7 protein-coding genes are annotated in these 13,629 nt (G+C 43.1%); 2 read left to right on the top strand and 5 right to left on the bottom strand.

Annotated features, from left to right (window positions below; genetic code table 11):
* Positions 1–2,753, top strand: a 2,753-nt coding sequence (locus tag VF500_RS11160) for a hybrid sensor histidine kinase/response regulator transcription factor (protein WP_330859746.1), incomplete at its 5' end; no start/stop codon positions are given.
* A gap of 129 nt (positions 2,754–2,882) precedes the next feature.
* Positions 2,883–3,443, top strand: a complete 561-nt coding sequence (locus tag VF500_RS11155) for a thioredoxin family protein (RefSeq protein ID WP_330859745.1) — start codon at positions 2,883–2,885, stop codon at positions 3,441–3,443.
* Positions 3,444–4,014: 571 nt separating this feature from the next.
* On the opposite strand, the gene VF500_RS11150 is transcribed toward VF500_RS11155, so the two are convergent.
* The 5 genes from VF500_RS11150 to VF500_RS11130 form a co-directional block, all read right to left on the bottom strand.
* Positions 4,015–5,130 (bottom strand): phytase, encoded by a 1,116-nt coding sequence (locus tag VF500_RS11150; RefSeq protein WP_330859744.1) that lies wholly within the window; start codon positions 5,128–5,130, stop codon positions 4,015–4,017.
* Between the two features lie 60 nt (positions 5,131–5,190).
* Positions 5,191–6,444 (bottom strand): right-handed parallel beta-helix repeat-containing protein, encoded by a 1,254-nt coding sequence (locus VF500_RS11145; protein ID WP_330859743.1) that lies wholly within the window; start codon positions 6,442–6,444, stop codon positions 5,191–5,193.
* A 33-nt stretch (positions 6,445–6,477) separates the two neighbouring features.
* Entirely contained in the window at positions 6,478–9,246 is a 2,769-nt protein-coding gene (locus VF500_RS11140; protein ID WP_330859742.1) for a TonB-dependent receptor, read from the bottom strand.
* Between the two features lie 258 nt (positions 9,247–9,504).
* Positions 9,505–11,148, bottom strand: a complete 1,644-nt coding sequence (locus VF500_RS11135; protein WP_330859741.1) for a tetratricopeptide repeat protein — start codon at positions 11,146–11,148, stop codon at positions 9,505–9,507.
* A gap of 159 nt (positions 11,149–11,307) precedes the next feature.
* Positions 11,308–13,629, bottom strand: a 2,322-nt coding sequence (locus VF500_RS11130) for an AsmA-like C-terminal region-containing protein (RefSeq protein WP_330859740.1), incomplete at its 5' end; no start/stop codon positions are given.

The raw sequence follows: 13,629 nt of genomic DNA, 5'->3' as shown, positions 1-13,629 counted from the left end.
CCATTAGCTCAAACTATTTTCAAAAATCATTTAAAGATAGCGAAGGCAACTTTTGGGTGGCTACTTATTATGGCGGGCTTAACCTGTTTGATGAAACAACACACAGGTTTGCCAGGTTCACGGAAACTGCTGATAAAAAAGACCGCATCCAGGGCAACAACATCGTATCCATCAATGAAGATCGGAACAAAAACCTTTGGATAGGTACCGATGATGGCGGGCTCAATTGCTATAACCTGCGCACTAAAAAGATCAGTCATTACTTTAATAGCCTTGAAAAGCTGCCCGACTTGCGGGTGATCTTCATTGATCATAAAGGCAGGCTTTGGCTTGGGCAAGCCGGGCTTTACTTGTTTGATGCCGTAAAAAACAAATTTGAGGTCTATACCGACAAAGCCGGGCTGGGCACCGGGTTTATTAAAAGCATAGAAGAAGATACTGCCGGTAATTTCTGGATCTCGGGCTCAAACGGGATGATCAAGTTTAATCCTTCAAACCTGCAATTCAGCAAATACAACGCTGCCGACGGCTTGCAAGGGCAGGAATTTGAAGCTAATTCATCATTAAAGGCAAAAAACGGCTACCTGTATTTTGGCGGTGTGGATGGCTTTAATGTTTTCAATCCTTCGGCCATTGTGGGTAACCCTTATATCCCGCCGGTTTATATTACCGGGTTGGAAGTATTCAACAAAATAGTAGAGCCCAATGCGCCCGGGTCACCGCTTTCGGGCGATATCAGTCTCACCAAATCAGTCACTTTAAATCATGGGCAGTCAACCATCGCCTTGTATTTTGCAGCACTCAATTATACCGCTGCCGAAAACAATAAATACAGCTACCGGCTGGAAGGCCTCGACCCCAACTGGTACTATACTACTGAGCGCAAAGCAGCCTACACCAATCTGGAGCCGGGAACTTACACATTTACTGTGCGGGCAGCCAATAACGACGGCTTATGGAACCGTACCGGCACTTCGCTGGTGATCATCATCACTCCCCCATTTTGGGCAACCTGGTGGTTCAGGACATTGATGATCGTGGTTATCCTGTTCAGTATTTATGAAATACTGCGTTTTAAAAAGAACCTCGACCTGCGCAAGATCGAAGAAAACAAACGCGAGGAAATGCACCAGTTGCAACTCCAATTTTTCACCAATATTTCGCATGAGTTTCGCACGCCGCTGTCGCTGATATTAGGTCCGCTGGAAACGTTGCTTGAAAAAGGCAAATCGGCTACAAGCCAGTATTACGAAGTGATGTACAGGAATGCCAACCGCCTGCTCCTGCTCATTAACGAGCTGATGGATTTCCGAAAAGTGGAATCAGGGGTACTGAGCCTGAAGGTTACACCTGGTAATCTCAATACTTTTATCAATGAATTAGCTGCCGAGTTTAAAGAAGCGGCCTTGCAAAAAGACATTAGTTTAAATGTAGTATTAAACAACACCCTCGATAATACCTGGTTTGACAGGCAGGTACTTGAAAAAATTGTGCTGAACCTCATCAACAACTCGCTGAAATATACTCCGGCTAAGGGGATGGTAACGGTTGAGGTGCTGAACAATTTAGAGGATTTTAAGTCCGGCTTTGAAAATGAACTGGTATTAAAAAATAACTTCAGGGCGGGCAGGTATGCTTACATCAGGATCTCGGATAATGGCATCGGCATTTCTAAAGATTCTATACAGCATTTATTTGAACGCTATTACCGCATTACCGAAACCCACCTTGGTTCGGGCATAGGCTTGGCTTTTGTGAAAAGCCTTACAGTATTACATAAAGGCGACATTTATGTATACAGCCAGCGGTATGCCGGTACTGATATCATCATCGGTCTACCTGTTTCAGAAAGTGACTACGGCCCGAAAGAAAAATGGAGTGAAGCCGCAGAACCGGGCGGTACAAGATTGGAAAGCATCCAGATGGAGCCTATCGCCCCTACCGGGCCACTGTATCCGGCAAAGACCAAATTGGCCAACAACAATCATAAATACCGGATCCTGATAGTTGAAGACAATGACGAGATCAGGGCATTTATTAAAAGTTCGCTTGAAGAAATTTATACCATTAACGAAGCTGTTGACGGAGCTGATGGCTTAGCCAAAGCCAAAGAGCAATTGCCCGACCTGATTATCAGCGATGTGATGATGCCGGGCATGAACGGCATCGACTTTTGCCATGCCATAAAAGAGGACCTGGATACCAGCCATATCCCCTTCATAATGCTTACTGCCAAAACCAATTTACAGGCCGAAATTGAAGGCATCGACTCGGGGGCCGATCTGTATCTGCCCAAACCTATCAGCATTAATTTACTTACCTTATCCATCCGTAATATTTTTGAGCAGCGGCAAAAGCTAAAGGAGCGCTACCTCAAAAACCATCATATTGAAGCAAGAGAATTGGTGCACTCATCAAAGGATAAGGAATTTATGGATAAATTACTCCTAATCATTGATAAGGAACTGAGCAACCCAGATCTTGATGTGGAACAACTTTGCAATACCATAGGTATGAGCCGCACCAAGCTTTATCATAAGATCAAAGAGATCTCAGGCCAGGCGCCAAACGAATTTATCAGGAGCATCCGGCTCAAGAAAGCTATCGAGATCATGACCCATGAGGATGTGCTGCTAACCGAGGTAATTTATCGTGTAGGCATCCAAACCCAATCGTACTTTACCAAGGCTTTTAAAAAAGAGTACGGAAAAACCCCCACGCAGTTCTTGCAGGATCTACAGCCGGAAAAGTGAAGTAAATAATCATAGCCCCGTAAGCTTATTGAAATAAACCGTGCAGTCAATAAAATTACCCTGCACATTATTTAACTTAACACCGTAAAAGGAATTACCGTTAAATAATGGCACCAAAAACAACGCGTTATGGATTTTACAGCCTATCAACAGCTATTTTTTGAGATTTTAAACAGTCCTAACCCCGCTGCTCCATATAATAACCCTGATTATTTAAATTACACGAGGTTAAACTGGTCGCGTCAGCAACGTTGGCTTAAAGTTGGCGTACTGAATCCGGAGCTGACAAATGCCATCGAAAAGATCAGCAAGCCACAATTGTGGACAGTTATTACAGAGGCCTGGTGTGGCGATGCTTCGCATACTATACCGTTCCTGCATCGCCTTTCGGAATTAAACCCGCTCATTAAAGTTGAGTACCAACTAAGAGATTCTCCACCGTTTTTGATTGAAAGTTACCTGACCAATGGTACCCGATCGATCCCGAAGATCATTATTGCAGATGAAAACGGTGCTGACCTTGCTACCTGGGGGCCCCGCCCGGCCGAATGCCAGCAGTTATACCTGCAAATGGTTAAAGATCATGTTGAAATGAGCGAGAAGAAGATAGCATTGCAGAAATGGTATAATGAGGATAAAGGCGAAAGCTTTCAGCTGGAGTTTTTAGCTATCATTAATGCAATACGATAACTCTGGCTAAAACGTACAACTCCCAAAAACAACTTAGCAATCTCAAAAATAGCATACAAAAAGGCGTCATTGGCGTATAACATCAGGGTCCTCTGCGAGTTTAAGTTAACCCACAAAATTGATAGTCAAATTGCTTATAGCCAATTGAGTAAGTTGAGCCCCTCTGGGGCTCGGGTAAGGGGTGTAACGTTATTTCTACAAACCTTTTCCCCCTCTGGGGGATTTTTATAGTTTAATAAACAGGTATTAATTGAGATGCCTAAGGACAGATGCACCAGAGGTGCAAAAGGTTTGTAGCATAAAAAACAGAAATACCCTTTGCCCCAGAGGGGCAAAACAAAACGCCTTGCTGATTAAACGAAAGCAATTTTGTGGGTTAACTTAAATCTGCGAGAGACCCTGATGGGACAGTAAAAAAAATGTCATTGCGAGCGATAGCGTGGCAACCTCACGGAAGCATATCCGCCCTGCATAGTGTGCGATTGCTTCGTCGTTCCTCCTCGCAATGACATGTTTTTTGTCTTCCCAACGCACCTACAGACTGGAGTCGAGCGGCGGCTGGAGGCTTAAATTATCTTTTTTCGCTTTCCTTCACCTTAAGCTCTTTACCCGCAATATCTTCCCAGCGATAGTAATGAAAAGTTTTATCGTTGCTCATCACCACAAAAATGCCATGTTTAAAAGTATCATTTAATGGTGTAGCGGTTACATCGCTGCCGTCGCTTTGCCTAGCAGCTACGTTTGCTATTTTCAGCAATTTATGCTCAAAAGGGTTTGCTTTAGTGCCTTCCCTGCTGAAGATCTGGAAGCGGTTAGCGCCCTGGTCAGATACCAGGATGTATCCTGTTGTATCGTTCAGTTTATAAATTGAGATTCCCTCATGATCGGCATTAAAGCCTGATGTGCCGAATATCGCCAATTCCTGGTCTCCTTTTTCGGGATCGGCATAATACTGGCGAACACCCACTTGTTCATCTGAATAGTATATATACCCCAGTTCATTATCAACAGCAATTGACTCAATTTCCTTTTTGCCGCTGTATTTACCGAACTTGCGCACCAGTGTAGCTTTAACATTGCCGGTGCCATCGTCAGATAATAAATACTGCCAGATATATCCGCCGATTTGCGGGCCATTTTTGCGACCGGCTATGGCATACATTTTTCCATCTTTTGAGGTATAAATAGAGATGCCCATCAAATCGCGGTATTCAAAACCTGTTTCGCCTACAAAAGCATCAATACCACCGTTATCTACCGGCTTCATATCCGGCAATGAAAAAATCCGGAGTTTGTGGGTCATGCGTTCGGTAGTAATAACAATATCGGTGGGCTTCCCGCCAAGCATTAGGCCATAAGCAAGGTCAACGTTATTAGGGCGTTTTAAACCACGAACAACTTTATCCTTAATAATTTTTCCCTGAAGATCGAACACATAAAGAGCGCCTTCACTGTTTTTATCGGTGCCAATGATAAGGCTTTTAGCCGGATCGGCAGGGTTGATCCATATGGCAGGATCATCGGTATCATACAATACAGGCTCGGTAATAACTACCGGTTTAATTTCGGGAGATGCACTGCCGGGGATAGTAAGGCCTTTATTATTGCGTACCTGGCTTTGGCCGCATGCGGTATTACCTATGGCAACAGCAAGTACAACAAATGCTAATTTGCTTAATTTATTCATTGATCATTATTAATAAAAATGATCCTGCAAGAGTATGCAGGACCATTGCGATGAGTTAATTTATTTTGTTCCGAAAGCGCCGATGTAAGTAGCCGGATCAGGAGATACATAAGTTATCCCGTTTACGGTGATACCTGCAGCATGATGACGGGTAAAATTGGTGATACCATGGTTTAAAGCAGGCGAACCGCTTTGCAAATGGAAATCCCAGGTTACATCATAAACCGCATTCAATACCGGTGTTGATTCAGGATAGTTCACAAATTTAGGATCGTTATCGCCGGCATTGGTGCCTCTGATCTCATTAACACCGCCAATAATATCTTTTGACGGTTGAAACTGGTTTACCGTTGTTTGATCATAACCGTAGTAAAGGTTATTGCTGATGATGGTACGTTTATCTTCGGTTGATTTGGTATCGCGTTTGATACCAAAACGGGTGTTGGCAAACAGGTTATTGTAGATATCGGCGTGAACGTTATTCTCCAGCCAGATAGATCCGCCTTTTGCAGATGGCCTGCGCCAGCCGGTGTTTACCATGGTGTTGTTATAGGCAATGATATAAGCCTGCGGGGTGCGGTCGCCCGAATTTGATAGCTTCAGGGCATTGGTGTTGGCGCTGTAAACCAGGTTAAAGCCAACATCAGCTAAACAGCCCGATTTAAAGTTCATAGCCTCGCCGCCGGTTACACCAGTGGTATAAAATGTATTGTTGGCAAAAATGATATTACCACCTTCAATATAGGTACAATCTTCCTGAAAGTTACGTACGATTGAGTTTACAACAATAAGCTTCCCGTTAACATTTGAAAACCACAGAGCAGGTAAGTTTTCGCCGGCCACGGCTTTGTAAAGCCCTTGTTTTACCGATGTTGAAGCATCAGATGTTGTATTACCACCATACTCTAAAATGGTGTGGTCAAGCACCAGCTCAGCACAGGTTTTAGCTGCCAGGATACCGCCCCACATCTTACCAAATTTTTTGGCATCGGTACGGTATGCCGGGTTTACTGTTATCCTTACCGGGTTTTCGGCAGTCCCTAAGGAGTAAAGGTTACCTTTTACTATAAACTCAGGTTTAGCAATGGTATCCATCAATACGGTTACCCCCTCTTCAATAGTAAGCGACTTACCCTCAGGGATAATGATATCACCTTTAATAATCTGGGTGCTGCCTTTGGCCCAAACACCAGATACCTCACCACTTGCTGATCCGTCGCCAGAGCTTGCATCAACGTCAAGATTAGCTTTTCTGCAACTGCTAAAGGCTACGGCCGATAGCAGCATTACTGCAAATATTTGTTTTAATTTCATTGTAATGCCTTTTATTTATGTTTTATAAATTATTTAGAGTTTATAGCGAACGCCTATCAGGTAGGTTTGCTTGTAGTAGTCACTACGGATTAGCGTTTGTCCGTTTGCTACGATGTTATCATCTTTCAATGTCGCGTTTTCAGGGTTGGTACCTTTTATAAACAGTTTGCTTGGGGTGTTAAGCAGGTTACCGGCTTTAACAAATACACTCAGGTTATTTTTAAACCTCTTTTCAGCAGATGCATCCATTTGGATAAAACCACGCTGCCAAAGGTCATTGTTCAGGAACTGCGATACGGTATTGATACGCGGACCGGTATAAGCTCCGGCAATTTGTGCATCCCAACCTTTTTTAGTGTCTTTATATAACAATGAAAGGTTAGCGATATGTTCTGACTGACCATACAGCGGCCTTGTTTGGTTTACCGAAATTTTGCGGGTATCACCATTGGCATCGGTGATGTAAGTATCTTTAGGAGTAGTGATGCGTGAGTGGGTATAGGTATAGTTTGCCTTTACACCAAACTTGTTAAAGAATTTAATGAAATCAAGCTCCAACCCGTAGTTTTTTGCTGTACCAAAGTTGCCTGGTATATAATAAGTATCCTGTCCGCGTGTAGCATCGGCCTGGAAGCTGTATTCAATAGGATTCATGATCCTTTTGTAAAATGCACCTGCTAACAATTGAGTACTTGCATCAGGGAACAGCTCATATCTTAAATCATAGTTATCAGCAACGGCATGTTTAAGATCAGGGTTTCCGCGTTCATTATATTCATCCCCTACTCTTCCACCGGGAATAAGCTCATAAAAGCCGGGGCGGTTAACTGATTTAAAATAAGAAGCATGAAGTTGCTCTTTATCAGTTAAAAAGTATTTAAGGGTTAAGCTTGGCAATACATCGGTATAGATCTGGTTACCTGTTGGCCTCGTCTCGCCCTGCGGGAAAAGCATCCGATAGCCCTGGTTGGTGTGCTCCACACGGGCACCACCAACTACCTGGATGGTTTTTGTGGTAAATTTAAACATACCATAGCCGGCTCCTATCTTTTCAGAGGCATCGTTGGTTAAGGAGTTATTTACAGCACCACCCGGGTTGGTTACGTTAAAGTTAAGCTGGGTGTAGTTCGTAAAATCGGTACCGTATAATGCACTTGGATTTGTTGCTGTAAGATTGTAATTGTTATAAAAGCTGCTACGCTCTTTATCACGATATAAACCACCAGCAGAGAAATCTACATTAACGCCACCAATCGGAGCGGTATAGGTAAGGTCGAGGTAACCTGCTTTATCCTCATCAGTGTTACGTTCCCAGCGGTGGGTAAGTGAAGTACCGTTTGTGAGGTAAGTAGGTCTGTCTACAAAGTTCTCACGCACGCCGTTTAAGCTGATAGTAGTGTTATTAGGCACTTCATTTTCGGCCGAAGAGTAAACTGCCGACCACTGTACTTTAAGTTTATCATTAAATAATTTGTGATCACCGCGTAGTGTTCCGCTGTAAATTTGTTGCTCGGTAAAACGGCTGCGGGTTGCATAGCCTAACTGGGCATTTCCTTTGTCCGGATCATAATCGGTTGAAAAACTGGTAGATTTTTCATCGCGGACCTGGATATTGGTTAAGTTAACATAGGTGTTAAACAAGCTCAGTTTATTGCGGCTGTTTATCACATAATCAACTTTTGAAAATACACCATACCGTTTTTGTTGTTCTGAATACTCCCTGTCGGCCCGGCTGGTAACAGCGGCGTATTCGGCTGTCGGAACTACTTTCGAGCTGTAAAACACACTGTTGCTACCGCGATACGTATTCTGATAGCTTCCCGCTACCAATACACCCAGCTTGTTATTAAAAAAACGCTGACCTAATGACAAGCTACCAACAAGATTTGGGGCCGGGTGTTTAAGCGAGTAGTTTAAAGTTCCGGTACCAAAATCGGCCTGGGTTGCCTGGTAGGCTTTACCATTGAGTTCATATGGCGATTTGTGGTTAATGCCTGAATAATCGAAACTCATAAACTTACGATCAAGAAGCAACTGGCTATAACCACCTGCAATGTTGGCGTTAATTTCAAAGCGTTCGGGAGCGTCTTTCATCACCATGTTAACAACACCACCTACGGCATCACCTTCAAGATTTGGGGTAAGTGTTTTGTAAACTTCCAATCGCGAAAGCAGATCTGACGGGAAGATATCAAGCGGAACATAACGGTATTTGTTATCCGGGCTCGGTATCTTAATGCCATTCACCAGGGTATAGTTGTAACGTTTATCCATACCGCGCAAAATGGCGTACTGGCCATCGCCGTTGGTATTACGCTCAACAGATACACCGGATACACGGGAGATAACGTTAGCCACTGTCAAATCGGGCGATACTTCGATAGCCCTGCCCGATACAATGTTCATTACCTGTGTGGCCTGCTGCTCAATACGGCGGGCGGTCCTTTCGGTCGAGCCATTTTTCTGCGACACCACGCTGATCTCCTGTAATTGCTTGTTTGCCTCTTCCAGGTATATTTTCAGATGCGGGTTATCATCTTTGGTTATTTCAACCTGCTGCACTGCGGTTGTATACATAACGAAAGAAACCCTTACAGAAAAGGTACCTTTTGGTACATCCTTCAATTCAAACGAACCATCGAGGCCGGTTGTCGTAGCGATCTTCGTTCGGTCGAGGCTAACGGTGGCCCCCACCATAGGCTCGCCGGTTTTCCGGTCATAAACATGACCTTTCAGCTTGGTTGCGTTAGCGGCGGTAACGCATAACAGCATGAATAATAATGATTGTAAGTATTTTTTCATTTTGCGAAACGATTAATGCAATTGTGATTTGCTTTTTGACGGCGCAAAAGTGTTTAAACCAACAATACATCCGTTACAAACTGCCGTTACAAAAAGGAAACAGCGTTACATGAGGCGTATACGCAACAGCAGCACAAAATTACAATTAATTGATTTTCAATACTATATCAAAAACCAAACCCTCCATTATCATTCAGTTACCGTTACATTAAGCTAATGTTAAGCATCAAAAAAAAGGAAAAATGGCGAGTGTTTGGATTACAGGGCCTGTATAAAGGTGCTGAGGTTTTCGCCCTGATCAATGTCAAGTTTCTTCCTTAAACGGTAACGGGCCACCCTTAAACTATCAATAGAAATGCCTAATAAGCCTGCGATATCCTTCGAATCCATATTAACTTTAAGCAGTGCTATCAGGCGCAGATCTGTTGAGGTAAGATCACTGCTGCGCTGTTTCAGCTTATCAAAAAAGCTTTGGTGAACCTGTTCAAATGCAACGGTAAATTCTTTCCAGTGCTGCTCATGGTTAAAGCTTTGATTTATTTGCTGAACAATTTGCTGCATCTGCCGCTTCTGGTCGCGCTTATCTTCTTTAACCATATCCTGCAGGGTATTGCGCATGCTCTCCAATAGCTGGTTGTTTTTGATGAGATTTAACGTGTGGGATGACAGTTCCTGTCCTTTAAGTTCCAGCTGCTGTTTAAGGCTTTCTTCCTCCAGCTGTTTATTCTTTAACTCCAGTTCCATTAAGCCACGCTGGGCTTCAAATATCGACCTGTTTTGCTCGGCCAAAACACGTTGGTCACGTATTTTAAGGCGCTGCCTGCTGAAGGTGACAAATCCCAGGATAACAAGCAGCAGAAAAATGGTAATGCCGGCTATAGTAACTATCTGGTTGGTTTTACGGATATTATTAAGGCGGGTAATTTCGTCGCTTTTTTTATCCATATCATATATCACCTGCAAAAATGAAGTTTGTTTAATGCTTTCCCTCGAGTAAACCTCAAGCGAGTATTTGCGGCTGAGTTCGAGGTAATGATAAGCGCTGTCCAGCCTGTTCAAGAGCTGATATGATTTGCCCAGGTCACGGCAAGAGGCAGCCAGCTGGTACAGGTTATCTGTTTTCAGCGACAATGCGTAAGCTTTGCGCGATTGAATGATCCCTTCCTCATACTTACCGGTTTTCCGCAAAATATCGCCTATATTATTGATCACCTCAATACTGGCAACTTCGTTATTGTATTTGTTATAGATCTCTAACGACTTTTTAAAGCAGGAATATGATGAATCGTAATTTGCCAGGTCCTCGTGAATGCTGCCAAGGTTCTCGTATATTTTTGCCTGCCCGTAATCGTCGCCTATGCGCTTATAGCTGCTTAGAGCCAGGCGCTGGTAGTAAAAGGAACTATCGTATTTATGGTGCTTTTCGTACAGGTGGCCAATAGCGCCAAAGATCTCGGCCTGACCTTTTTTATTATTGGTTGCCTTATATAAAGTCAGCGCCCTTTTATACAGCTGGAATGATTTATCTGATTGCCTGTTATAATAGTACAGGATCCCCATTTTACCGAGATTTTCGGCCAGCAGGTCCTTATTGCCAACCTGCCCGAATACCTTATCGGCATGTAAATAAAAATCAAGGGCCTGCGCATAATGGCCCTGGTTAAAACAGATCTGCCCCATTTGCTGCAGGCTCATACCGGCTTTAAGGTTATCATTATCCTGAACAGCGTCGGCGTGGAGCTTTTTCAGAATGATAAGCACCGAATCGGGGTGCTGCTGAGCCTGTAATTGAAGTTCCTGAAACCGGTCAGTTTTGTTTGATTGAGCCAAAACCGTTGTATCAGCTATTAATAAAAACAGATACAGCGTTATTTGAATAAGCCTGGCAAAGCGTTTAATCATATCTGAAAATTGAGCGGGTGATCATCAAGTTAAAGAAGCCACTCTTTAACCACTAAAGCATCAAAAGAGCATACAAAAGAAGCATTTCAATGTTACTTTAATGTTAACTAAACACAGCGTGTTAACTACATTACATTCATCAGGCCGCTCAACCCGCTTCTATTCATCGTCCTGTGTCTCTTTTAGCTCATCTTCTTTTTTGCCTTTACCCAAATGGATAATAGGTTTATCCTGGGTTCCGGTGATCGTCATCGGGATGCCGAAAATACCAAATGGCGGCAGCCCCAACCTGAATTTCAGGTTCAGCTTACCATCTAAACCTACCTGGCCTTCAAACCTTGGCCTGAAACCGGCAATGCGCATTTTAGTACGCTCAATGGTCATGATGTTATTGGCTATAGTAGTTTTAATATCAACCTTTTTAACATCGCCATGGCCAACACTGTCATGCCCGGTTTGTTTGCCTACAGCACTCAGTAGCTTCAACCCATATACCTTAACCTGTTTTACGGAGAGTACACCACCGCCTTTTAATGAAGGGTAAACAGGTTTCATATCACTATTGAGCTTACCGGCCAATTTATAATCTAAGGATACAACACCTTGTACATGCTCTGCCGAAGTAGCCATATCATGGAACAATTTGATCTCGCGGTAAGCACGTTGAATATCAAATTCTTTGGCGCTAATGTGATAATCAAAAAATGCTTTCTGCGGATTAATACTACCATAAGTGGCATCCATAACAACAGGAGCTCCTATCAGGCTAAATCCGGCTTGCTTAAGTACGATCTGCCCGTTGGTGATGTTCATTGCACCTTTGGCGTCGCTGATATCCAAACCGCTATATTTTACCTTTTTAACATCAGCTGCAAAATTAAGATCAAGGTTTGCAGGCACCAATATCACGCCCGATGATTTGGTTGGTTTAGCAGACGCAGGCACACCTGCAAAAGCCATAAAATCATCGGCAACAATCAAATCACTCTTCAAATTAAACTCACCTTTTAGCGGTGAATTTGGCTGCATAGCATAACCTATCACATTGGATAAAGCACCGTCAAGCACCACTATCGATTTACCGTAGTTGGCCTTAAACTGGTCGAACTTCATTTTGTCCTGGTTAAAGCTGAATACGCCGTTGGTAATAAAAAACGGCTTCGGAAACAGCTCGGTGGTAAGTTTGATGTTCTTCACCTTCATGCTGCCCGAGTTGTCCAATTTATCATAATGACCCGAGGTAGCATCGCTTTGTTTGCCTTTCAGTTTAAAGTTGGTACTTACAAATCCATTTACATCGTAACCCTTTACAGCAAAAACCTTATAAATTTTACCCAGATCCAAACTGCCGCGTGAGGCCACATTGTAATCAAGGTCATCAAAATTGCGGAGATTGGCCCTCAGCAAAAATGGCTGCCCTTCAAAGCTGAACGAAACCGGTTTGATATTCACCTTAAGCCCTTTTAATGAGCCCGTATTATTAAAAATATTAACACTCACCTGCACATTTTGCATAGGGTGCGGGTAGTACTTGGTTTGGATGTAGCCGTTTTTCAGGTTGATCTCGGCATTGGTAACCGGAAAAATGCGGCGGGCAGGGATATACCTTCCCTTGCTTTGCAGATTAGCATCAAAATCACCGCGAAAATCAATGCTATCAACCGGGTAAAACTGTTTGATATCGTCTAAATGAAATTTGGCATTCAAACCCGCGTCAATTAAAGCGCCGGCCTTGTTACTAAGCTTCAGATAGCCTTTGATATAATTATTTAGCGCGTTAATGTTCAGGTTACGCACATCCATAGTAGCATTGGCAATATTATGATCGGGACAGGCGGCATCCAGGTCAAAACTGATATTATTGATGGCTTGCGGCAGTTTGGTATATTTAAAATACCCGTTCCTGAATGTCGACTTAAGTTTAAATTGAGGGATGCTGGTGATCACCGTATCTACCTTTTTTCTTAGGCCCGTTTTCTTGATGCCGGTAGTGTATTTGCCTTCGGCCAATAAATGTAAACCGTACCTTCCTTTTACCTGGAATGGCTTAATTCCAAAAACTTTATACCATTGTTCCAGGTCAATTTCGGTATTCACCTTGGCATAAATATAAGGCGATTTGATCCCCTTTAATTTTAATACTGAACCAAAGTAATCCTTACCAATATTAAAATAAACCGAATCAACATTAACGTTTAAACTATCAGGGTTAAGACCAGGCAGACTGGCATCCATGTTCAGGTACAGGTTTTTAACCGGTGCGGGGGTACTTTTGTTAACGATGGAACCATCACGCACTTTCATACTGATGCTTAAATTAGGCATGATATTTTTTGAGGCGATGTACTTTCCGCTAAGGTCAAGCTGAATGATGCCGTTACCGCTGATATCCATGTTATCAACATATTTGGCGTACTCATCCGGGATAGCGGTAAAAACATCGCCAAGATCATTCTGATCACTCCTGATCTTGAAATCCAT

This window comes from Mucilaginibacter sp. (assembly GCF_036383575.1).
Lineage (GTDB): Bacteria > Bacteroidota > Bacteroidia > Sphingobacteriales > Sphingobacteriaceae > Mucilaginibacter.
Note: the sequence above shows the minus strand (reverse complement) of the source record. Positions and strands in the feature narration are given on the sequence as shown.

Bases quoted from the DNA above. Each gene is read 5' to 3' on its own strand.
- VF500_RS11155 (WP_330859745.1), top strand. From the start codon at position 2,883: ATGGATTTTACAGCCTATCAACAGCTATTTTTTGAGATTTTAAACAGT.
- VF500_RS11150 (WP_330859744.1), bottom strand. From the start codon at position 5,130: ATGAATAAATTAAGCAAATTAGCATTTGTTGTACTTGCTGTTGCCATA.
- VF500_RS11145 (WP_330859743.1), bottom strand. From the start codon at position 6,444: ATGAAATTAAAACAAATATTTGCAGTAATGCTGCTATCGGCCGTAGCC.
- VF500_RS11140 (WP_330859742.1), bottom strand. From the start codon at position 9,246: ATGAAAAAATACTTACAATCATTATTATTCATGCTGTTATGCGTTACC.
- VF500_RS11135 (WP_330859741.1), bottom strand. From the start codon at position 11,148: ATGATTAAACGCTTTGCCAGGCTTATTCAAATAACGCTGTATCTGTTT.